At 61.9% G+C, this 20,826-nt stretch carries 23 protein-coding genes; 12 read left to right on the forward strand and 11 right to left on the reverse strand.

Features of this window, described 5'->3' with window-relative positions; all coding sequences use genetic code 11:
- The first annotated feature begins 274 nt into the window (after positions 1-274).
- Positions 275-661 carry a XopA/Hpa1 family type III secretion system protein gene (xopA, locus tag XpruCFBP8353_RS09550; protein WP_101363109.1) on the forward strand — a complete coding sequence of 129 codons (387 nt, stop codon included), beginning with the start codon at positions 275-277 and terminating at the stop codon, positions 659-661.
- 743 nt (positions 662-1,404) lie between these two features.
- Here the strand turns inward: xopA and sctC are convergent.
- The 9 genes from sctC to XpruCFBP8353_RS09595 form a co-directional block, all read right to left on the reverse strand.
- Positions 1,405-3,228, reverse strand: a complete 1,824-nt coding sequence (gene sctC, locus XpruCFBP8353_RS09555; protein WP_101362984.1) for a type III secretion system outer membrane ring subunit SctC — start codon at positions 3,226-3,228, stop codon at positions 1,405-1,407.
- 84 nt (positions 3,229-3,312) lie between these two features.
- Positions 3,313-4,143, reverse strand: a complete 831-nt coding sequence (sctT, locus tag XpruCFBP8353_RS09560; protein WP_101362985.1) for a type III secretion system export apparatus subunit SctT — start codon at positions 4,141-4,143, stop codon at positions 3,313-3,315.
- Entirely contained in the window at positions 4,140-4,649 is a 510-nt protein-coding gene (locus tag XpruCFBP8353_RS09565; RefSeq protein ID WP_101362986.1) for a type III secretion protein HrpB7, read from the reverse strand. The genes sctT and XpruCFBP8353_RS09565 overlap by 4 nt, the downstream gene beginning before the upstream one ends.
- Positions 4,642-5,970 (reverse strand): type III secretion system ATPase SctN, encoded by a 1,329-nt coding sequence (gene sctN, locus XpruCFBP8353_RS09570; RefSeq protein WP_101362987.1) that lies wholly within the window; start codon positions 5,968-5,970, stop codon positions 4,642-4,644. Before sctN ends, XpruCFBP8353_RS09565 begins: the two co-directional genes overlap by 8 nt.
- On the reverse strand, positions 5,960-6,661 hold the full coding sequence (gene sctL, locus XpruCFBP8353_RS09575) for a type III secretion system stator protein SctL (protein WP_101362988.1): 702 nt from the start codon (positions 6,659-6,661) through the stop codon (positions 5,960-5,962). Before sctL ends, sctN begins: the two co-directional genes overlap by 11 nt.
- A complete protein-coding gene (locus XpruCFBP8353_RS09580; protein WP_101362989.1) occupies positions 6,646-7,275 on the reverse strand; it encodes a type III secretion protein HrpB4 in 630 nt (209 codons plus the stop codon). The genes sctL and XpruCFBP8353_RS09580 overlap by 16 nt, the downstream gene beginning before the upstream one ends.
- Positions 7,276-7,282: 7 nt before the next feature.
- A complete protein-coding gene (sctJ, locus tag XpruCFBP8353_RS09585) occupies positions 7,283-8,044 on the reverse strand; it encodes a type III secretion system inner membrane ring lipoprotein SctJ (protein WP_101362990.1) in 762 nt (253 codons plus the stop codon).
- Between the two features lies 1 nt (position 8,045).
- On the reverse strand, positions 8,046-8,438 hold the full coding sequence (locus tag XpruCFBP8353_RS09590; protein ID WP_101362991.1) for a type III secretion protein HrpB2: 393 nt from the start codon (positions 8,436-8,438) through the stop codon (positions 8,046-8,048).
- A gap of 33 nt (positions 8,439-8,471) precedes the next feature.
- Positions 8,472-8,927, reverse strand: coding sequence for an HrpB1 family type III secretion system apparatus protein (locus XpruCFBP8353_RS09595; RefSeq protein ID WP_101362992.1), 456 nt, complete (start codon positions 8,925-8,927; stop codon positions 8,472-8,474).
- 214 nt (positions 8,928-9,141) lie between these two features.
- Between XpruCFBP8353_RS09595 and sctU the strand changes: the two genes are divergently transcribed.
- The 11 genes from sctU to XpruCFBP8353_RS09650 all read left to right on the forward strand — a co-directional run bounded on the left by sctU (position 9,142) and on the right by XpruCFBP8353_RS09650 (position 17,611).
- Positions 9,142-10,215: a type III secretion system export apparatus subunit SctU gene (gene sctU / locus XpruCFBP8353_RS09600; protein WP_101362993.1), complete on the forward strand. Its 1,074-nt coding sequence runs from the start codon at positions 9,142-9,144 to the stop codon at positions 10,213-10,215.
- On the forward strand, positions 10,209-12,146 hold the full coding sequence (locus XpruCFBP8353_RS09605) for an FHIPEP family type III secretion protein (protein ID WP_162300999.1): 1,938 nt from the start codon (positions 10,209-10,211) through the stop codon (positions 12,144-12,146). Before sctU ends, XpruCFBP8353_RS09605 begins: the two co-directional genes overlap by 7 nt.
- A complete protein-coding gene (sctP, locus tag XpruCFBP8353_RS09610) occupies positions 12,146-12,784 on the forward strand; it encodes a type III secretion system protein SctP (RefSeq protein WP_101362994.1) in 639 nt (212 codons plus the stop codon). Before XpruCFBP8353_RS09605 ends, sctP begins: the two co-directional genes overlap by 1 nt.
- A gap of 91 nt (positions 12,785-12,875) precedes the next feature.
- Entirely contained in the window at positions 12,876-13,829 is a 954-nt protein-coding gene (sctQ, locus tag XpruCFBP8353_RS09615) for a type III secretion system cytoplasmic ring protein SctQ (RefSeq protein WP_101362995.1), read from the forward strand.
- Positions 13,816-14,460, forward strand: coding sequence for a type III secretion system export apparatus subunit SctR (sctR, locus tag XpruCFBP8353_RS09620; RefSeq protein WP_101362996.1), 645 nt, complete (start codon positions 13,816-13,818; stop codon positions 14,458-14,460). The genes sctQ and sctR overlap by 14 nt, the downstream gene beginning before the upstream one ends.
- A 4-nt stretch (positions 14,461-14,464) precedes the next feature.
- Positions 14,465-14,725, forward strand: a complete 261-nt coding sequence (gene sctS / locus XpruCFBP8353_RS09625; protein WP_089113261.1) for a type III secretion system export apparatus subunit SctS — start codon at positions 14,465-14,467, stop codon at positions 14,723-14,725.
- Positions 14,722-15,537 (forward strand): 4-hydroxyphenylacetate catabolism regulator HpaA, encoded by an 816-nt coding sequence (locus XpruCFBP8353_RS09630; RefSeq protein ID WP_101362997.1) that lies wholly within the window; start codon positions 14,722-14,724, stop codon positions 15,535-15,537. Before sctS ends, XpruCFBP8353_RS09630 begins: the two co-directional genes overlap by 4 nt.
- A complete protein-coding gene (gene hrpD5 / locus XpruCFBP8353_RS09635; protein WP_101362998.1) occupies positions 15,534-16,472 on the forward strand; it encodes an HrpD5 family protein in 939 nt (312 codons plus the stop codon). The genes XpruCFBP8353_RS09630 and hrpD5 overlap by 4 nt, the downstream gene beginning before the upstream one ends.
- A 9-nt stretch (positions 16,473-16,481) precedes the next feature.
- Complete coding sequence (hrpD6, locus tag XpruCFBP8353_RS09640; protein WP_101362999.1) at positions 16,482-16,724, forward strand: HrpD6 family protein; 243 nt, start codon at positions 16,482-16,484, stop codon at positions 16,722-16,724.
- 80 nt (positions 16,725-16,804) lie between these two features.
- Positions 16,805-17,086, forward strand: a complete 282-nt coding sequence (gene hrpE, locus XpruCFBP8353_RS09645; protein WP_133126079.1) for an HrpE family protein — start codon at positions 16,805-16,807, stop codon at positions 17,084-17,086.
- A gap of 54 nt (positions 17,087-17,140) precedes the next feature.
- Positions 17,141-17,611, forward strand: coding sequence for a CesT family type III secretion system chaperone (locus XpruCFBP8353_RS09650; protein WP_101363001.1), 471 nt, complete (start codon positions 17,141-17,143; stop codon positions 17,609-17,611).
- 625 nt (positions 17,612-18,236) lie between these two features.
- On the opposite strand, the gene xopF1 is transcribed toward XpruCFBP8353_RS09650, so the two are convergent.
- Positions 18,237-20,231: a type III secretion system effector XopF1 gene (gene xopF1 / locus XpruCFBP8353_RS09655; RefSeq protein WP_101363002.1), complete on the reverse strand. Its 1,995-nt coding sequence runs from the start codon at positions 20,229-20,231 to the stop codon at positions 18,237-18,239.
- Positions 20,228-20,674, reverse strand: coding sequence for an Hpa3 family type III secretion system protein (gene hap3, locus XpruCFBP8353_RS09660; protein WP_101363003.1), 447 nt, complete (start codon positions 20,672-20,674; stop codon positions 20,228-20,230). Before hap3 ends, xopF1 begins: the two co-directional genes overlap by 4 nt.
- Between the last annotated feature and the right edge of the window lie 152 nt (positions 20,675-20,826).

The following is a 20,826-nucleotide window of genomic DNA, read 5'->3' on the forward strand; positions in this document are numbered from 1 at the left end:
GTACGTGATTTACTCGGAACCGACGAAACACTTAACAGGCAAGCGAAACAACCCCTTTTCAACAACGCACCGCGGATTTTCTTATCGATCCTAAAAAATTTTTTCACCCACCCTCTTCGCGCGTACAAGCGCAATTTCGCAAAATTCCTGACGATAATGGACTGCCGCTTCTACTGTTCGATCGGGGCGCAAAACGCGCCCCGCAGCTGCCGCTGCCTAGGCACGGCAGTTGATACAAAGACAAACTCCAGTTAATCAGAGAGGAATCGTCATGATGAATTCTTTGAACACACAGATCGGCGCCAACTCGTCCTTCTTTCAGGTCGACCCCAGCCAGAGTTCGCAATCTGGTTCGAACCAGGGCAATCAAGGCATCTCGGAAAAGCAGCTGGACCAGCTGCTGACCCAGCTCATCATGGCCCTGCTTCAGCAGAGCAACAATGCTGATGAGGGTAAGGGTCAGGGCCAGGGTGGTGACTCTGGTGGTCAGGGCGGCAACCAGCAAGCTGGGCAGTCCAATGGCTCCCCCTCGCAATACACCCAGATGCTGATGAATATCGTCGGCGACATTCTCCAGGCGCAGAATGGTGGTGGGTTCGGCGGTGGCTTTGGTGGCGGCCTCGGCACCAGCCTTGCGAGCGACAGCGGATCGATGCAGTAACGAACTGTTGGTCGCCCCTACCGACCACGGCCTGCAGGTTGCCGCTTCATGCGTCAGCCTGCAGGCGCCCTTAATTGCTGTAACCGCGAACATTCGCTACCCACTTCAGGCGCGCGGTTGTTTCTTTCGCGCAGCAGGTGCCTGACATGCAGCCACCGGCATGCGAGCAGAGCCGTTCCGGCTTCAACGCGGCAGTCAATGGTCAGATCTTTTGTTCCGGGACACGCCTTCTCACGTGGCTCTTCGCTGCTGGCGTGACTTTTGTTCGGCGTGCAATCGCAAACCATTACGCCATTGTCGCTCGACAAGAGCCTCTGTGCCCACGCACCGGACATGCGCAATCCGGCCGGCCTAGGCTCTCGTGACAAGATCACGCGCAACCGCTTCCAATTCAAGGCGTAGACGCCGCTCTGCCCTCTTACCGTTTACCGCAGATATCGAACTGACTGCCAGAAAGTCGCCTGTCGTAGGTGACAAGCCTGCCATGTGATCACCCAGCAGGCTCGGGCGACGCATAAGAACCAGCATGTGCGAGTGGCACATGCTGGTTCCCGGCACCGCCCTATTACCATCCAAGTGGTGGTCTTAGGCGCTCTGGGTGAATACACATGCACACGCCGAGTGCATGGCCCGTCTGACGATTGCCAAAACAATCCCGGCATTATTCGGCCTATGGTATTCACCGAGTATCAGGCACTCGCAGCAACGTCATCACCGCTCACCGATGTCTTTTTAGAAGACCATCAGGGCGACACCACATGCGGGGTCAGCAGAAACAGCCGTTGCATGCGTGACCCACTTTTTTGACGGTGCTTGAACAGATTACCGAGCAACGGAATCTTTGACAGACCCGGCACCGCATTCAGATCGGTCTCGTCGGCATCGTAGGCGTATCCCGCAATCAGCAGGCTCTGCCCTTCGTTGACGAAGGCCTGGGTCGTGATCTCGCTGGAGGTAATGACCGGAATTCCGTCCACGGTGTTGGATCCAAGCTGTCCATCCTCAATACGCACATCCAGACGCATCTGACCGTTCGGCGAGCCTGGCACCACGCTGGGCAATACCCGCAACGACACCCCGGCGGAGAGGTTGTAAAGATCGGCCGATGCGTATCCGCTGACCCGAACGAATGCCTGTTGTTTGTGGTCCATGACCGCCTCGACGTTGTCGAGCGTCGCAACCTGCGGCGAAGACACGATCTTGGCCTTGTTCGTCGTCTCCAACGCCGACACGCGCGTCATCAGATAGCGTCCGGCGTCTCCCAACACGGCCGTCAAGGCGCCGCCAACCGGCGTGGTCGCGCCATCTGTGGCAGCGCCGCTCAATGCGCCGTTGAAGCCCAACTGACCGCCACGGCCGTCGCCGGTCTGTATGTCCGTGTGCTGGCTGTGGAAGCGCCAGTCGACACCGAGATCCTGCATGGCGCCATCACGGATCTCGATGATGGTGGCATCGATCTGCAGCAACTTGGGCCGGTTATCCAGCTGTTGGATCAGGGTGCCATAGCTCTGCATCCGCTCCGGTCGATCGCGGATCAGGATGGCGTTGGTACGCGGATCGGCTTCGATCACCGGTGCATCGGAGGCCAGCTCTGCTCCACCACCAGCATCGATCGGATTGGACTCATCGCGCCGTCCCTTGCTGAGCTCCGGCCATACGCTGGCGGGCGACCCTGCAGCCGCAGCAGCTCCGCTACCGGGCAACGGCGGGCTGACCGGCATGCGATCGGATGACGATGCCCCCCCGAACCACGACGAAGGCAGTCCGAGAATGCCGTTGGCTCCGCCACCTTGACGCTGGGCGACATTGCCGAATGTGTTGGCGGATCCCCCGCCGATCGGCTGCACCCGACCAAAGTTGGCGCCAGGCCCGGGTATCGCCGCGACGGGCGCGCCACGTGCGCCGTACATGCTGCGCAACAGGCTGGCCATGCCTGGAATCTGCACATCCTGACCGCCGATGCGCGTCGTGTGGTCGGCCGCTTGCGCATAATGCAGCTGAAACACTTGCACTTCGGTGGCATCGCGCTGACGGGCGACCTGCTCGACCTGCTTGGCAATCGCCGAAATGGTATCCACATACCCTGGCGGTCCGGAGACCACCGCCACATGCGCGGCCTCGTCGTAGCGCACCGGAAAGCGCGGATCGTCCAGACGCATGCGCGCAAGTGCGTCGCGCAGTGACTTCGTCGATGCAGTGCCCAGACTCAAGGTCGCGCTTTTTGGCTCGTTTGCACCCCAGATCCTGAGCACGGCGCCGTCGTAGTACCAGACGAAGCCGTAGGTGGACGCCAGGTCGTCGAGGAATTTCTGCGGAGATGTTTCAAATTTGCCGCTCAGCGTCCCCGTTACCTCTGGCGAGATCCAGGTGGCGACGGACTGGCTGGCGGACAAATCACGCAGCACCTCTTTGAGATCCTTGTTGTCGGCAACGTATTTGAACGTGCGCGAATGCCACGGGACCTGGGCGGCGTCGGCATGAGGCGACAACAGCGGCAGCAGGCTGAGCATCAGTAGGGCGGCCAATGGAGCACGTCGGCGGTGGGCTGTGGTACAGGCAGGAGCCATGGCGTTCCCTCTGCTAGGCAAGTGAAAATAAAGTCGGTGGCGAACAGTGTAGGAAGTGCAAAGCCGGGAATGTCTCAATAAAGATCAGTGCGACGCGCCTCCCTTGCCACCCACGTTGGCGGCATCGTGCAACTGCTGCTGGAAATGCAGGAAACCAAGTGCTTCGCCAAATTGCGCGATGAAGACGCTGGTCAGCAAGGCGAGCAGCAACAACGCCAGCACTCCGCGAATTGGCTGACTCAAATTCGAAGGTTCGAGTTTGTCGGCCGCTCGTGCCACCAGGCCGATCGCAAGATCCACCAGCACAAGCACCAGCATCACCGGTGCGGACAGTTTGACGACGGCGGCCATCATGCCGTCGGATTGCTGGATCACGAACGATTCGGCAACCGCCCCCATGTTCGGCCCCAGCTGGTTCAGCGGCCACCAGCGAAACGATTCGAATAACGCGCCGAGCAACATCAACATGCCGCCCAATGCGTAGAACGACACGATGGCCAGTTGCAGCAACACCGTGGACACCGGCGTGCTTTGCTGGCCGCTGAGCGGGTTGGTCATCTGCACGTTGTTGTAACCGGAGAGGTCGTCGATCAGCAGGCCAACGCTCTCGGCGATCCAGAACACCGTCGATGCTGCAAACCCGATCAGCAGACCGATGAAAGCCTCCTTGAGCACCACCCCGACCAGGCCGACCGTCTGGATCTTCGCCAGCGCATCGGCCGGCTGCCCATAGGCGATGAACGAGCTCAGGACGTAGATCACGCCGTTGCGTGCAATTCCGGGAAGGCTGTCTTGCGCCGTTGCCGGTAGTACCGTGAACATCACGAAGACACGCACGCCGCACAGTGCCAGCAGGGTCAACAGCGACACGCCCTGCGAGGAGATGGCCAGCAAGGCATCGGTGGTGTCGTTCATCGCGCGCCCCCCTGCGCGGCGCGGTGCGAACGCAGCGCGACCAGCGCCTCGATCGCGTCCTCTTCTTCCGCTGCGTCGCGTTGCGCCTGTCGGGCGCGTCTCGCAGTGGCGGCTTTGTCTGCATACACCTGCGCCTGTGCCTGCAGCTTGCTCAGTGCCTGTTGCACGGATGCGAGCTCATCGCGGGCGCTCTGCAACGCCTGGCTCGCCGCTGCCTGCGCCTGCTCGGCAGCGCGACAGGCCTCTACCAGCACCGTGCGGAAGCGTTCATGCTGCAGGATCGTGTCGATATCGATCGAACCACCCACACCGGTCTTGTCCATCAGTGCGGCATCGCAATCGGCCACGCGCGTGGTGCAAGCCTCCGCCTCCTGTCTGCAACTGGCAAGCTCACGGTCGCATTGTTCCAATGCACGCCTGCAATCACTCAAACGTTCCTGCATACGCTCGCAGCGGCGCGCCTTGAGCTGATGCAGCACCGACCAGGTGTGGCCAGACTCACGCATCGTCGGTCACGCTGCCCAGCTGTTCCAGCGTGCTTTCGTATGCACTGAGCTGGTCGGTCGGTTGGCTGAGAAAGTCGCGAATCGCCTCGATTCTCTCGATCGCTTCGTCGGCGACGGCATCGCTTCCCTGACGGTATTCACCCACCTGCACCAGGGTTTCTACCTCGTTGTACTTGGCGAGCAGGCGCCGCAGCCGGCCGGCGGCCTGGGAGTGGTCGGACGGGACGATCTGGCTCATCACCCGGCTCAGGCTGGCCAACACGTCGATTGCCGGGTACTGGTTCTTCGCAGCGATCTCGCGCGAGAGAATCAGGTGCCCGTCGAGGATGCCGCGCACTTCTTCGGCGATCGGATCGCTGCCGGTGTCGTCTTCGGCCAGCACGGTGTAGAACGCGGTGATCGACCCGCTCTCGCCCATGCCTGTACGTTCGAGCAGGCGCGGCAACTCGGCGAACACCGAAGGCGGAAAACCCCTGCGTGTAGGTGGCTCGCCGGCAGCCAGACCGATCTCACGTTGCGCACGGGCAAACCGCGTCAGCGAGTCCATCATCAGCAGGACGCGCAGGCCCCGATCGCGGAAATACTCGGCGATGGCGGTGCCGACGTAGGCGGCCTTCGCACGCTCGATCGATGAGCGATCGGAGGTTGCGCAGACCACGACGCTGCGTGCCAGACCATCGGCACCAAGAATCAGCTCGATGAACTCCCGCACCTCGCGTCCGCGCTCGCCGATCAGCACGATCACGTTGACATCGCACTGCGTACCGCGCGCGAACATGCCCATCAAGGTGCTCTTGCCGACGCCTGCTGCGGCGAAGATGCCCATGCGTTGGCCCTCGCCCAGCGTCATCAGGCCATCGACGATGCGCACGCCGGTCGGCATGGGGTGTTCAATCAGCCGCCGACGCATCGGGTCGGGCGCCTGCGCCTGGATCGGTACCCAGGTTTCGCAGGCGATTGCTCCTTGCCCGTCCGCCGGCTCGCCCAGACCGTCGAGCACGCGCCCCAGCAACGCCGGTCCAACAGGCACCGCCAACGGGCGCCCCAATCCGATCACGCGCGTCTCGCGCGACAGCCCGACCAGCTCCCCGAACGGCGCCAGCAACGCGAGATCACGACTGAACCCCACCACTTCGGCACGCTGCAACACGGTGCCATCGCGTTGGCGCAACTCGCACACCTCGCCCAGGCTGACCTGTACGCCGGCCACCTTGAGCATCGTGCCGACGACTTCGACCACCTTGCCATAGCGACGGCCGAACGCGAGCATGGCCAGCTCGCGCTCGAGCGTTGTCTCCAGCAGAGGCGTCTCAGCCAGCATCCGCGGGCTCCTGGGGTGCGGCCAACACGCGGCGAATGACGCGCCGCAGACTGCGCAACTGATCGTGCAGATCGGTCTCGAACACTCCCGTATCCCATTCGCACACGCAGGCGCCCACAGCGAGATCGGCATCGCCGCACAGCTCTACCTGCAGGGTCCAGCCCGCCTCGGCGGCGGCTGCATCGAAGGCGCGCCGCGCCGCGTCCACCGCGTCGGGGTGCACGCTGACGCGCAGGGCTCTGGCCTCGTCCAGGGCACCTTCCAAGGCCTGCGCCGCACGCGCATACAGCGCTGCAGGATCGTGTCCGAGGATGATGTGCTCGCAGGCGCGCGCCACAATCTCAGCCAAGCGCTCGCGTGCCCGCTGCGCGGCCGTTTCGGCGGAAAAGGCATGGCGCAGGCCGGATTCGTTCCACTCATCGAGCTGACGTCGCAGGCCGGCTGCATATCCCAGGCGTGCGCTGCGCTCTGCCTTTTGGCGCGCATCGTGAAGGATCGCCTCGGCCTGCTGTTGTGCCTCGTCGATCAGCGTCTGTGCACGTGTCTGCGCCTGACTCAGGGCCTGCTCGCAGCGTGCGTGCACCTCGGCAGTGGCAGCATCCAGTGCCAGCACCGAGGCCAATGTCTCGCGCGGGATGACATCGCAATCCAGGCCGATCGCATCGGACGTTGACCTCAACCAGAGACGCATGACGCCTCCGGCATCAGGGTGGGAAGCGCGGTCAGGAATGCATCGCTCGCACCGTCTGCTGCGACAGCCGCCACCTGCGCGGCGCCCAACGGCAAGGACAGCGCCAGCAGCTTGGCAACAACCGGGTTGGGCCAGACGCCATCGGCCAGCATCCGACGCCAACCGTCACCGACCCACGCCGCTTGATCGGCATCACGCGGTAACAGGGGCAAGGGTCGGCCGGCGGACGCGTGCTGGCGCGCGTGCTCAAGCACGGCCGGCCCCACGCACTGTTCGAGCCAGTCCAGACGGTCGCGCTCGATACAACGGCGCACCGCCAACCCGCGCGAGAACAGCGCACGCGCGATAAGAACCTTGGCCAATGGCGCGGGCATCAGCAGGGCGAGTTGGTTGGCATGCAGGCCGAGTGCAGACGGCGACAATCCCGACCACCCTGACCACGCCTGGATCACCCGCATACGACGGTAGACAGGCGCCGCCGCCCAGCCCGACGCTGCCACCGGGCCAAGCCAATGCGCCACCCGTGCGGCGTCCAACGATTCCGCCAGTTGCGCCAACGCGTCCGTCCAGCGCTGAACACATCGTGCCGCATTGTCGATCCGCGTGTTGTCCATCCCGCGCTCACCCGGCTTTGCCTTTCGTCAACTCGCGCAGGCGCTGCCAGCCACCCCAACGGCCCGCCTGCGGGTTCGGCCACCAATACAGCGCCGCTGCAACCGCCAAACACAGCGCCAACGCACACCCAACCAACCACGGCCACGGTGAAGGTCTCGGCGGTGCCAATGCCGTGAACTGCGCATCGCTCTCCGCTCCGCCCGGCACCAACGTGACACTGACGTTTTCGTAGGTCAGTCCCTCCACGCTGTGCATGACCAACGTCTTGATATTGGGTACCAGACTGGTCAAATCGCTACCGACGCGGAACTTGATGAACACCGCAGCGCTGGAAGGTTTTACCGAGGTGGAAAGCGGGTCGTTGTTGGGCAGTACGATTTCCACATCGGCTGAAATGACTCCATCGATATTCGACAGGGTCTGCGATAGCTGCTGCGATACGCCATAGATGAAACGTACGCGTTCTTCGGTGGGTGTCGAGATCAGCCCGTCTTTCTTGAACATCTCGCCGAGATTGGCGTGCCGCTCATGTGGCAATCCGTGCGCGCGTAGCACCTCCAGCGAATAGGACACCTGATCGTGCGGTGCGTTCACCGCCCAGGTCTTGCCGTCGTCTGGCGTGACTTTGGCCGCGTCTACGCCAGCATGCAGCAGCACCGCGAGCATGTCGTTGGCATCATTTTCGGTGAGCCCGGAATACAGCTGCTGACTGCACGCAGACAGTAGCAACGCCACCAGCAGCACCACCAGATATCTCAGCGCGCGCATGCTACTGGTTCTTGACCAGCGTCTGCACGGCGTTCTTTCCCGATTGCGCCACGCCGACACTGACATTGAGGTTGAAGCCGACCATGGTCAGCTCGTGCATCAACTTCATCTGTTGCGCTGCGATTTCCTGCAGCCCCATGGTCGGTGCCTGCATGCCGAAGGCATCGATATGCTCGGAGATGGCGCGCACGCCATCATCTTGCACATCGACCATCCGGCTCATCATGCTCGGGTTGCCCACCCGCTGCATGGCAGGCGGCAAAGGGCTTGAGGACTGCATCAGCGCTTGAAAGCGATTCACAAGCGCTTGGTTGGGCGCTGCCACCGGCGACAGCGCCTGGGTTGCGGCAGCACTGGTGCTACCGATCGCTTGGACAGGAGGAATGAGCGTCATCGCATACTCCTATGGGGTCTGGGCTGGCGTCGATCAGGCACGCAGGTACTGCGAATTTGGAGCTTCCATCGGTGCTGAAGATTCAACCGGCACTTCCGGCGGCACGGACGTTGGGGTGCTGCGTCCGGACAGCGCCTTGACCAAGGCAACGGCGTCGGCATCGGCGTCTTCTTCGATCAGTCCCTCTGCAACACCATGCCACGATGGGTCCCCCATCGCGAAGAGACAGCAGGCGTACAGGGCCCTGCACAGCGGCTTGGAGCCAGCGTCGCCCTCCAGCTCGCGCAACAGACGTGCACCTTCCACGTAATTTCCACGCTTGATGGAAATCCATGCATCGAACGTGTCCAGCGCCTTCAGCTCTGGCCGCAGGACTCGGACTGCGGCCAGGACAGCGGCAGCGTCATGAATCTTGTCATGGGTGAGTCCGACCGTGATCAGTTCGATGAGCCCACTCACGACCGCTCCGGGACACTGAATCTTTTCCACACTGCACCTCGTTTTTAATGGCATGCGGACCGTACACGTGGGGAAAACTACGCGCACCACGCTGGGCAGATCCTTTCGGAAGCGAATATCGGAATTCGCTGGCGAACAAATCATTCCGGCTTCGCCAGGCCACTCACACATTCGCCTGGCAAGCGGATCGCTCCACCACAGCTCACCACAATCGGGGGCGCAGTGATCGCGGAAGGAGAGGGCAATGTCGGAAGAAAAAACCGAGAAGCCGACCGAGAAGAAACTGCGGGATGCGCGCAGGGACGGGGAAGTTGCGGTCAGCCCGGACGTCACTGCAGCCGCGGTGCTCTTCGGCGCGCTATTGGTGATGAAATCGGCCGGCGATTACTTTTCCGAGCATATGCGCGCATTGATGACGATCGGCTTCGATTTTTCGGAAAATACACGCGATGCAGCGGCAATCAACCGCGCACTCGGTCATATCGGCATCCAGGGATTGCTGTTGATGCTGCCATTCATGGTTGCTTGCCTGGTGGCGGGCGTGGTAGGAGGTGCGTTCCAGACTGGCCTGAATGCTTCGCTCAAGCCGGTGGCGCCCAAGTTCGATTCCCTCAATCCCGCCAACGGGGTGAAGAAACTCTTTTCGTTGCGAAGTCTCATCAATTTACTGAAGTTGATCATCAAGGCCATCTTGATTGGTGTGGTGCTGTGGTTGGGTATCCGCGCCCTCATGCCGATGATTATTGGGCTTGCCTACGCGACACCAGCTGACATCGCCCAAATCGCCTGGCGAATCTTGGGGATGCTATTCGCATTGGGCGTATTGCTGTTCGTACTGGTCGGCGCTGCAGATTGGAGCGTGCAGCACTGGCTGTTCATCCGCGACAAACGGATGAGCAAGGACGAGCAGAAACGCGAATTCAAGGAAAGCGAGGGCGACCCCGAAATCAAGGGAAAACGCAAGGAATTCGCCAAGGAACTGGTCTTTGGCGACCCACGCGAACGCGTCGCCAAGGCCAAGGTGATGGTGGTCAACCCGACCCATTACGCGGTGGCATTGGCCTACGAGCCCGATGAGTTCGGCTTGCCGCAGGTCGTTGCCAAGGGCGTGGATGACGGCGCACTGGAACTGCGTGCCTTCGCGCATAACCAGGGCATTCCGATCGTTGCCAATCCGCCACTGGCACGTGCGCTGTATCAGGTTGAATTGGGCGACGCAGTCCCCGAGCCACTGTTCGAAACGGTTGCGGTGGTGTTGCGCTGGGTCGATGAACTCGGTCGCGACCACGACGACGGCGATGGAGCTCTGCCATGCTAGGAGATCGCGTGCGAGCGACAAGGTATTTCGCTTATAGCGGCGAAGTGGCCATCGCCGCCTTGGTGGTGGCGGTCATCGGGCTGATGATCCTGCCGCTGCCAACGCCACTGATTGATACGCTGCTGGGCATCAACATCACCCTGAGCGTGGTGCTGTTGATGGTCACGATGTATGTGCCCGACTCGATCTCGCTATCGTCGTTTCCCTCCCTGCTGCTGTTCACCACGCTACTGCGGTTGTCGCTGAATATCGCCTCGACGAAATCGATTCTGCTGCATGCCGAAGCGGGCCATATTATTGAGAGCTTCGGCGAGCTGGTGGTCGGCGGCAATTTGGTGGTCGGCCTGGTCGTTTTCTTGATCATCACCACCGTGCAGTTCATCGTGATCGCGAAGGGCTCCGAACGCGTTGCCGAGGTCGGGGCGCGCTTCACGTTGGACGCAATGCCCGGCAAGCAGATGAGTATCGATGCCGACCTGCGCGGCGGCAACTTGACCGCAGATGAGGCACGCCGCAAACGCGCACGGTTGGCCATTGAAAGCCAACTGCATGGCGGCATGGACGGCGCCATGAAATTCGTCAAGGGTGATGCGATCGCCGGCCTGGTGATTACCATGGTCAACATCCTGGCCGGCATCGTGGTCGGCGTGACGTACCACGGCATGAGCGCGGGCGAAGCCGCTAACCGCTTTGCGATTCTGTCGGTGGGCGATGCCATGGTGTCGCAGATCGCCTCACTGCTGATATCGGTGGCTGCCGGCGTCATGATCACCCGCGTGGCCAATGAGAACGAGACCAGGCTCAGTTCGCTCGGGCTCGATATCGGCCGTCAACTCACCAGCAACGCGCGTGCTCTGATGGCAGCGAGCGTACTGCTGGCCTGCTTTGCGTTCGTACCTGGCTTTCCAGCGGTGCTGTTCCTGCTGCTGGCAGCGGCCGTCGGTGCCGGCGGCTATACGATTTGGCGCAAGCAACGCGACATCAGCGGCAACGATCAGCGCAAGTTGCCCTCAACAAGCCGTAAAGGCGCCAAAGGCGAGGCGCCACATATTCGCAAAAACGCCCCTGATTTCGCCTCACCCTTGTCGATGCGGCTGTCGCCGCAGCTGGCCGCTCTGCTCGACCCCGCACGGCTGGATCAGGCGATCGAAAGCGAGCGCCGCCAATTGGTCGAGTTGCTGGGCTTGCCGTTTCCCGGGATTGCGATATGGCAGAGCGAGTCCCTGCAAGACATGCAATACGAGGTGTTGATTCACGATGTCCCCGAGACACGCGCCGAATTGGAAGACACCGACGACATGCAAGCAGCACTGGCCCGGCAGGCCATCGCCCCCCTGCATGCACGCGCGCACCTGTTCGTCGGCATCCAGGAGACACAGTGGATGCTGGAGCAGGTGGCCGTGGATTATCCCGGGCTGGTTGCGGAGGTCAACAAGGCGATGCCCGCCCAGCGCATTGCCGATGTGTTGCGGCGTCTCCTGGAAGAAAGGATTCCAGTGCGCAATATCAAGAGCATTCTGGAGAGTCTGGTGGTATGGGGACCGAAGGAAAAGGATCTTCTGATGTTGACCGAATATGTGCGCTGCGATCTCGGCCGTTATCTTGCGCATACCGCAACCGCAGGCACCGGGCAGCTGCCTGCGGTGATGCTCGACCATGCTGTGGAACAACTGATCAGGCAATCAATTCGCGCGACCGCCGCCGGCAATTTCCTGGCACTTCCGCCCGAGCAGGCGAACCAGCTTGTCGAGCAGGTGGAACGCATCGTGGGCGATCAGGCGCAGCATCCGCTGGCAGTGGTCGCGTCGATGGACGTGCGCCGATATGTGCGCCGCATGATCGAAGCACGGCTGAGTTGGCTGCAGGTCTATTCGTTCCAGGAGCTGGGTTCGGAGGTGCAGCTGCAGCCGATCGGTAGAGTGGTGGTGTGATGCGCAAGCCGCCCCTCCGCCATGTGCGCATCTTGCCGGTCAGCGGCGCACTGCAGCGGCCGGCGGCTCCAGCCACGCCGGCTCGGTCGGCGCAGCGCTCCAGCTTCCTGCAACTGCGCCAGCGCCTGCGCAGCGCGCAGCTCGCGCTTCCCTGCATGGTGTTGCCACCGCAGTGCGACGAGGATCGACCGGAACCTGATGCCGAGGATAGGTTCACTCAAGCGCATGACGGCGCGCCAGTCCAAACGGACCCGTCATTACGTATCGATGGGACGAAACACCAAGAGCCGTCCCAAGGCACCGACAATGGCGCAGTTGGGCGACATATCGCGACCGAGTGGATACGCACGCAACGGGCCCAGATGGCGATCGACCACATCGCGCTGCGGGTGGCCGAGTTCTGCAACGCCAAGCCAGTGCGCAGCGCAGGTAGCTGGGAAGCGTGGCTAGATATCGATCAAGAGGTCGTCGCACAGACGACCTTGTTCTTGCGGCTTTCGCCGGACCAGCTATCGCTTCGCTTCAATACCAGTTCGCCAGACGCCCGCGAGGTACTTTGGTGTGGAAGGCAGCGTCTGGAGACTGCACTGAAGTCCACGCTGAGTAGCACGCTCCAGATCAGCATCGAGGTCGTCTAACGCGGCACTGGCGACAGAAAGCCATTTGGAGGACTCCATCTTGCTAACCGAGCAGAGCCAGGCTCCAACGGCACGTTCACTCTCTCAGGCGTTGACGCGCGTTCCTGCCCCGTGCGCGCAGCTGAGCAGGGTGCTCGGCGATCCACGCGCAGCACGGCAATGCGGCTTCGCCACGCATTGCCGTGCCATCTCACCGAATGATGCGGCCCGCCTGCGCCTGCAGTTTGACACCGGCCAGATGGATTTGCGGATTGCCGCGCGCGACGGCCTGGCGCTGCTATTGAATGAGGACGACGACGCACTCCGCGTTTCGATCGCGGGAATGTTACTGGCCGATCGCCTCGGCGCTTTTGCGCCGCTTGGCTTGGGCGCTGCCGAGGTTATCGCCTTCGAGCGGGATGCAGAGGCAGACCACTGCCACGGCGTCGGCATGACACTGGGCGATCTTGATGCGACTCCGCTGACGGCAAGCGCGTCGCTGCTGGCCACGCTGCAGACCGTAGTTGCCGCACTGACAGCGCCTGCGCAACTACCAGCCTGGCTGGCTGCGCTGCGCGTCAATACGCGCCTGCGCATCGGCGAGCGCACCGCATCGGCGGCGTTGCTGCAGTCGTTGCGGCCTGGCGATGTCTTGCTGCATTGCATCGCCTCGGCTGCGGTGACCAGCGCCGAGGTGCTCTGGGGTATCGCGGGAGGCGTGGTCTTGCGCGCTCCGGTGCGCCTGAACCTGCAACAGATGATTCTGGAGGCCACCCCCACCATGCAGCACGATACGTTTGAGCCCGAAGTCGCGCAGTCCACCAGCAACGTGGCAGACCTGGAACTGCCGGTGCAGCTGGAAGTGGATCAACTTGCGCTGTCCCTATCGACGTTGTCGGGCTTACAGCCCGGGCAGATCCTGGAGTTGTCGGTGCCGGTGGATCAAGCCGACATCCGCCTGGTCGTTTACGGCCAGACCATCGGCACCGGCAGGTTGGTGGCAGTGGGCGAACATCTTGGTGTGCAGATCCTCAGCATGTCGGAGAGCACGCATGCAGATGCCTGACGTTGGCTCGCTGCTGCTGGTGGTGATCATGCTGGGCCTGCTGCCCTTCGCAGCGATGGTGGTCACCTCCTACACCAAGATCGTGGTCGTGCTCGGCCTGCTACGCAATGCGATCGGTGTACAGCAGGTGCCGCCCAACATGGTCCTCAATGGCGTTGCATTGCTGGTGTCGTGTTTTGTGATGGCACCGGTCGGCATGGAGGCATTCAAAGCCGCACAGAACTACGGTACCGGGTCGGATAACAGCCGCGTCGTGGTACTGCTCGACGCCTGCCGGGAGCCGTTTCGGCAATTCCTCCTCAAACACACACGGGAACGCGAAAAGACCTTTTTCATGCGATCTGCACAGCAGATTTGGCCCAAGGACAAGGCCGCCACGCTCAAGTCGGACGACTTGCTTGTCTTGGCACCGGCATTCACGCTCAGCGAATTGACCGAAGCCTTCCGCATCGGCTTTCTGTTGTATCTGGTGTTTATCGTCATCGACCTGGTGGTGGCAAACGCGCTGATGGCGATGGGCCTTTCACAGGTCACCCCGACCAATGTGGCGATTCCATTCAAACTGCTGCTGTTTGTCGCAATGGATGGCTGGTCGATGTTGATTCATGGTCTGGTTCTGAGCTATCGGTGACGCCATGGACCACGACGATCTAGTGCGATTCACCTCCGAAGCGTTGCTGCTCTGCCTCAAGGTCTCCTTGCCGGTGGTCGGTGTCGCTGCGCTGGCCGGGCTGTTGATCGCCTTCATCCAGGCGGTGATGTCGCTGCAGGACGCATCGATTTCGTTTGCGCTCAAGTTGGTGGTGGTGGTGACTGCCATTGCAGTGACTGCGCCGTGGGGTGCTTCGGCGATCATGCAGTTCGGCCAGGCATTGATGCAGGCGGCGTTCCCATGATCCGTCGCATTTCTTCCGGCACCTTGCGGCCCTCGGTTTCGATTGAGCATGGCGCTTCGCATCAGCATGCCGATGCAGCAGGTACCAGTGCAGGGCCGCCCACCGACGCTGCGGCACGCACTCTGCGTCTGCGCCCTGCCCCACCGCGCAGGCGACGACGCGGCATCCGGTCGCTTGACGGCCAGGAGGATGAATTCGACGCCACCGAGCAGGAAGAGATCGAAGCCAAACGCGAGTGTGCTCTGCGCGGGCGGGTGAGCGTGGCAATCGCTCCGGCGCAGGGCCGTGAGCATGGCCAGGGCGATCAGCACGGCGGTGACCGCAACGCGCATGCCGACGATCCGCAGGCGGGTCCGTGGCACGGCGCCGCTCCAGCGCAATTGAGCGACAGCGTACGCACATGCATCGACGCAATTCTCGATCGCTACGTGACCAGCCGCGACGCCGATCCGATGGTCAAGCGACACGCGCTGGCTGCTGCGCTTGTCGAGCTGCGCGCCATCGGCGTTTCGCATCCTGCCGTGGCCCCGTTGACTGCGACGGTCTGGAGGTTGATGCGCGAACATCTACGCTCGTACGACAAGGCCACCGCGGCGGAAAACCTGCAGGCCTTGCGGGCCCGATTGCTGGAGTTGATGCCATCGGAGTTGGAACCGGTGCCAGCGCTACGCAATTTTCATCTCTTGCTTCCACTGATACTGCTGAATGCGGAAAAACCGCGCAGGCAGGTCGATCGTACACATGCCATCACACGTCTGAACACACTGCTGATTGAGCAACCACAACAGGCGGCTCAGGAGGTTCGCACATGACCATGCAGCTTCGCGTACTGACAGGAACCCACGCAGGAGCGCGATTAGATTTGGCACAGGGTCGTTATACCCTGGGTAGCGATCCCCAAACCGATATCCGAATAGACGATTGGCCTGGTTGCTCACTCATTATCGAGGTAGACCATGATGGTCAGATCCGCTATAGCAACGACACGGTGCCAGAAACGTCCTTTGTTGCGTTTCAACCAGTCCGCTTCGGCCCCCTGGTGCTATGCGTTGGCGATGCTGGTGCCGATTGGCCTGACGATGTGGCGCTGCTGGAGCGGCTGCTTTCCCCAGCATCCGCGCCGGAGCCGCGCACGTCCAGGCGCAACGTCTTGCGTACTGCGGTGGGTGCCGTGCTAGCGCTTGCCGCTGCAGCGTTGCTCCCCTCGTTGCAGCCGGCGTTTTTGTCCGATGCTGCCACCCGGCAACATCCGGAAAATGCGGTCAATCAGGCCAAGGCCTTGGTGAAACGGCTGGGCTTCCGCGAAGCGCATGTAGAACAGGTGGGCACGCGCGTGCTGATCGAAGGCCTGGTCCCCAGCAGCGCCGATGCTGCACGCTTGCGTACGCAGGTGCATCGCGACCATCCAGGCGTCGCCGTCAATGTGGCCGTGGTGGACGAGGTCGTGGCGACGCTGCGCGACACCCTGGCTGACCCCGCACTCAGCGTACGTTACGCGGGCAATGGCGTCTTTTCGGTTTCCGGCAGCAGCGACTATGCAGAACGTGCAAGCCGCCGTATTGCCGATGTCCGCAGCGACCTGGGTCCTGAGGTCCGCGCGCTGCACGTCGAGATCAGCCAGCAAGACCCGTCCGTGAAACCGCCGGACAATTACGACGCGGCATTGCTCGCCGACGGCCTGCATTATGTCGAAACGCCGGACGGTACCAAACACATGACATCCCTGCCGCAGCAAGCGGCGCAATGAGAGACCACCATGTTCGATGCCATGACCGATGCAGTGACCCAGGATATGAGCAAGATCTTGCAGACCAAGGCAATGGATCTGTCTGGGGAGCGGCTGCGTAACGTAGAGACAGCACTCGATGCCACTGCGCAACAGATTCGCGTGCACTGGTCTGCGGCGAGCGACCAGACTGCGCGCAATGACTTCAACGTCCTGCATGACGGCATCACTGCAGCACGCAACATTGTCGCGCACATCGCAAGCATGCCGTAATTCGATTTCTTGGTCGCTCCGACCAAGCAAAACGCGCCGGCAGGCGCACCCTTACACGCTCACTACGAAGGAGTATTGGTATGCCACTTTTCCCTGAAATAAGCTCAATGAATTCGCGTTTCGGCCAAGGCATGGACGGCATTACCGGAGGTCTGTCCAATGGAATTTCCGGTGCTGCCGGATTGTCTGGCGCGAGCGGCCAGATGAATTCGATGCTCGGCGACATGGCTGCCTCGGACGAGGCCCAGAAAGCCATGAACAACAAGATCACGATGCTCAAAAACGATCTGGACTTCAACGTGGCGCTGAACAAGTTCATCGGCAAGGCGGGCGACAACGCTAAGCAGCTCGTTGGCCAGTAATCGGCACAGGGATGCGCAGGGCTTGTAGGGGGCCCTGTGCATGCCTTACCAAAGATGAGCGGCGCGCGATTCGAAACCATCGTTCGACAGATCTGCGAGGCACTGGACCTGCCGGATGTGGAGTCGGTGCTTAGCCGGCGTGTGCTTTGGGTAGAAGGCTTTGAGGTCTATCTGCACCTGCCGACGCCACAGTCCGAAGACGACGCGCAAGAAGAGGCGCTGTATTTGCGCATCGCCTACGGGTTACCACCTGCCGGGCGGACATTGAACGTTTTCAGGCTTTTGCTCGAAGCCAATCTCTCAGTGTATGCGCAGGACCAGGCACAGCTTGGACTGAACGATAACGGCGTTATCGTGTTGATCGTGCGGGTACCACTGGACGACGACGTGGATGGCGCGTGGATATGCGATCTGCTTGCCCACTATGCCGAGCATGGCCGTTACTGGAACAATAATATCTTCGTTGCGCACGACGAGATGTTCGAAGGAATCGCAACGGGCAACTATCTGTGGTTACGCGCCTGATGCAGGCTGGTTGGCAGCTTGCCGCAGCGTCAATCAGGGCGACAGCGACATCGATCTGCCATGGATCAGAAACCCGGCTGGTCAGCCACCTCCACCCGGCTTGGCACTCTCGCTGCCTCATGGCACCAGTGGCTCTGACGTAAGTTCACTTGAGAATCTCGCGCGTGACGTGCCTGCATCTGCCCTGGCGTGTTCCACGGCATACGCTTGGCGGAGCGATCGCGGGTCTGTCCTTCCAGTTCACCGCGATGGCCGACACTGCACAGAAAAAAACACAGGCGCGGACTGATCTTCCACGTCGCGCACATCCGCTGCGATACCTTATGCATCGATGCTGTTGGCGCTGACGAGGGACACGGCCGCCTTTGCGACGAGTTCTTTCCGCTGTTGGAGTTCCGCGGTGATCTCACGCGGTCCGAAGCTGCGCAATCGAGTCGCAGATGCAATGCCTGCGTCCGTGCAGCGAGCGGCTTGCGAGGCTGCTGGAGGTACGGGGCCACGGTATTCCATCCTTGCTGGTACGGCTAACCTGCCAGGCACCACCACCGAGCCACAGACGCGACGACAGCGACGTCTGTAGCGGCGGAGTGCATCACGCATAACGATCAACGCGGCAGCTGAGCGCTCATGCTCGCCCGCTTTGCCACTGGCGAAGTTCCTCGCTCTCATTCAATGCACGCTTGAGCGTTTGCAGCTGACCCTCCAGTGCCTGTGTGGCCTCGTCTCGTGGGACCCCGCCAAGCGTTTGACTCCACCCCTCATGCAGTGCAGTGCGTACCGCATCGATGGTCGCGATCGAGACGGACTGCGCGCCGATCTCTGTACGCAATGTCTCCAGGGCCGTACGCAATGTCTGTCCATGCGGCCCAGGGCCAGGCGCAGCGCTTACCCCCTCCTCCATGGCACGCTCTGTCTCGGCGAGAGTCGGCCCCGAAAGCCTGGCGATCGCCTGGTCGACGGGCTCGGCCAGAGCCTCAAGCGTTCGTGCGATGGTGCGTTGATGCTCGGCTGCAAGCGCGGCACGTTCGTTGTCCAGACGCGCCGCCTGAGAGGTGTTGGCGCCGTTCCTGGCCTTGAGCGCATTCCAGAACGTATCGTTAAAGAGGCTTTGCACGGCCTGCTGCACGACCACAGCCGTGGAATTGGCTGGCTCGCCAGCAACACGGATGTGGCTCCCCCCACGCAACGGCGCTGTGATGATGCGCGCGGCCCCCATCGAGCCGAAGCTGGCCATGACATTGCTCAGCATGTGGCGGGTCAGCAGGTCGCGCGCCGTCGTGGCAACCGCGTTTGCGCTGGTAAAACCCTGCCTTGCCAACGCCAAGGCTTCCTTTCCGGTTTCCAGTAAATATCTGGGCGGGAAATGCACGGCGTCTGACCATTGCGCAGGCCGGCGCGTTTTGTCGGGCAACGCCAATGCAAACAGATTCAGCCGTTGCTCTCCGCCAAGTAGATCCGGGACACTCATTTGGCCGGTACGTGCCACGGCCTTGCCTGTTTCAAGCAATGCCTTTTGCACCACCCCGGCACCGCCAATGGCGAGCGCGCTCAACCCCAGCTGGCCGCCAGGCGACAGTAAACCTGGATGGTTACCAGTCCGGCGCGCAGCATTGAACCCTGCATTGATCACTGGCTTGAGGAACAAGGTATCGAGTGACTTGTCCTCCAAGGTCGATTGGCGTTGAGTGATCGCCAGGCGGCGATCGTAGGTCTGGGCCTTGAGTCCGGCAAGTGTGGGCGCATTGTTCTCGCCCGGACGCGTGAAGCGCTTGCCCTCAGCGGTAACTTCCAGAATGACCGGTGGTGGATCGGGCACCAGGATCTTGGGGTCGATGGCCTGAAACCTCGGCAGGTTGGCAACGCGCGCGCGTCGATCCATTGCCGGGAGCAACAATGTCTCGCTGGTATAGGACGCCGACCCCGCGGCCGCACCAGCAACCATCGCTGTACTGAGCTCCTCCCCGCCAGCCGGGCGCGCGAGCGCGTAGACCGTACCCGTGGCCAGACCGACCGGGTTACGCATCGCACCGGTAATGAACGATCGTAGACATTCGTAGGCGATCGGCAATGTTGCTGTCCTGCCCGCTGTCTTCATGTCACCAACAGCCTGATATCCGGCATCGGGCCCGAAGGCGGTCATGCGTTCCTGTATGCGTGCGTCCGCCCACTCCAGATAGCTGGCCTGCAGGGCAGTCTGCTCTGCCGAGGGGGCAGCAAATGACAGAGCGTCCAGTTGGGTTCGTAGCTGCGCTTTCACCTCGGCGGCCGCCGCCGTGCTGCGCTCGGCATAGGTCGCGGCGGCGGCAGGCACATCCGGTGTTTCGATTTCCGGAGGTGAGGACACGACGTGCGCGGTGTAAAACGTTGCGTCCGACGATTGCGAAGACCTGGGCTGATGTGAGCCGCCGTGTGTGGCCCCATCCTCATCTGCATCTGTCCTCGCGCCACCTGCGCGGCGACCGCGCAGCGTCGCACTGGAAGAGGCCAAGCCTGCAAGCGGGCCGGTCGGTGCCCGTTCTTCCCGCGGGGCAGTGACTTCTTCGACCTGCGCTGGTTGTTCGGGAAGACGCGAGGCTGCGCGGCTACTGGAAGCGGTGCCGATATCGCTGGAGAGTTTCACGAGGCCACCTCCTTCGTCGTATCGACCTGCGTCGCCAGCGCGTCCAGCACGACACGTGCGACCACCTGCCCACGGTCCAGTGCAGCGGCCACCTCTTCAGGCGTGCGCACGAGCAACAGCGGGCAGACGCATAGCAGGCCGAGATCCGAGAGCGTGAGCCGCCAGCCATACTCGGTCAGCAGTTGCTCCTGCAGCGACAGCAGGGTCACCACCTCCTCGCCTCCAAACTCATGTGCCGCCAGGGGCAAGATTACTTCCGGGAAGGCCATCAGGTCGCCTGGCTGCCCCTGCGTGTGGACACGGCACAGCATGCCGGCAGGGCCCAGAATGGTTTCGCCTTCGCCGAGCCGCTGCGCAATCTCACCAGGTAACCCGAGGCACGCGCTCAGGCCAATAAAAAAAGCGGTATTCGCTGCTTTCTGATTGTGCGATTCCAACGTCATCTGAAGTACTCCGTGAGGAAATTTCGATGGGTTGCTACGCGCCAGAGCGCGCGACACATTGTTTTGCCCCGGAACATGCGCCCGAACGAAGCAGTGCGAACCACCCGCGCCATACACGAAGTTGGACGCGGGTAGATTGTCCGACCAAAACC

The organism is Xanthomonas prunicola (genome assembly GCF_002846205.1).
GTDB lineage: Bacteria > Pseudomonadota > Gammaproteobacteria > Xanthomonadales > Xanthomonadaceae > Xanthomonas > Xanthomonas prunicola.

Excerpts from the sequence above, each read along its gene's own strand:
- xopA (WP_101363109.1), top strand. The coding sequence starts at position 275 with ATGAATTCTTTGAACACACAGATCGGCGCCAACTCGTCCTTCTTTCAG.
- sctC (WP_101362984.1), bottom strand. The coding sequence starts at position 3,228 with ATGGCTCCTGCCTGTACCACAGCCCACCGCCGACGTGCTCCATTGGCC.
- sctT (WP_101362985.1), bottom strand. The coding sequence starts at position 4,143 with ATGAACGACACCACCGATGCCTTGCTGGCCATCTCCTCGCAGGGCGTG.
- XpruCFBP8353_RS09565 (WP_101362986.1), bottom strand. The coding sequence starts at position 4,649 with ATGCGTGAGTCTGGCCACACCTGGTCGGTGCTGCATCAGCTCAAGGCG.
- sctN (WP_101362987.1), bottom strand. The coding sequence starts at position 5,970 with ATGCTGGCTGAGACGCCTCTGCTGGAGACAACGCTCGAGCGCGAGCTG.
- sctL (WP_101362988.1), bottom strand. The coding sequence starts at position 6,661 with ATGCGTCTCTGGTTGAGGTCAACGTCCGATGCGATCGGCCTGGATTGC.
- XpruCFBP8353_RS09580 (WP_101362989.1), bottom strand. The coding sequence starts at position 7,275 with ATGGACAACACGCGGATCGACAATGCGGCACGATGTGTTCAGCGCTGG.
- sctJ (WP_101362990.1), bottom strand. The coding sequence starts at position 8,044 with ATGCGCGCGCTGAGATATCTGGTGGTGCTGCTGGTGGCGTTGCTACTG.
- XpruCFBP8353_RS09590 (WP_101362991.1), bottom strand. The coding sequence starts at position 8,438 with ATGACGCTCATTCCTCCTGTCCAAGCGATCGGTAGCACCAGTGCTGCC.
- sctU (WP_101362993.1), top strand. The coding sequence starts at position 9,142 with ATGTCGGAAGAAAAAACCGAGAAGCCGACCGAGAAGAAACTGCGGGAT.
- XpruCFBP8353_RS09605 (WP_162300999.1), top strand. The coding sequence starts at position 10,209 with ATGCTAGGAGATCGCGTGCGAGCGACAAGGTATTTCGCTTATAGCGGC.
- sctP (WP_101362994.1), top strand. The coding sequence starts at position 12,146 with ATGCGCAAGCCGCCCCTCCGCCATGTGCGCATCTTGCCGGTCAGCGGC.
- sctR (WP_101362996.1), top strand. The coding sequence starts at position 13,816 with ATGCAGATGCCTGACGTTGGCTCGCTGCTGCTGGTGGTGATCATGCTG.
- sctS (WP_089113261.1), top strand. The coding sequence starts at position 14,465 with ATGGACCACGACGATCTAGTGCGATTCACCTCCGAAGCGTTGCTGCTC.
- XpruCFBP8353_RS09630 (WP_101362997.1), top strand. The coding sequence starts at position 14,722 with ATGATCCGTCGCATTTCTTCCGGCACCTTGCGGCCCTCGGTTTCGATT.
- hrpD5 (WP_101362998.1), top strand. The coding sequence starts at position 15,534 with ATGACCATGCAGCTTCGCGTACTGACAGGAACCCACGCAGGAGCGCGA.
- hrpD6 (WP_101362999.1), top strand. The coding sequence starts at position 16,482 with ATGTTCGATGCCATGACCGATGCAGTGACCCAGGATATGAGCAAGATC.
- hrpE (WP_133126079.1), top strand. The coding sequence starts at position 16,805 with ATGCCACTTTTCCCTGAAATAAGCTCAATGAATTCGCGTTTCGGCCAA.
- XpruCFBP8353_RS09650 (WP_101363001.1), top strand. The coding sequence starts at position 17,141 with ATGAGCGGCGCGCGATTCGAAACCATCGTTCGACAGATCTGCGAGGCA.
- hap3 (WP_101363003.1), bottom strand. The coding sequence starts at position 20,674 with ATGACGTTGGAATCGCACAATCAGAAAGCAGCGAATACCGCTTTTTTT.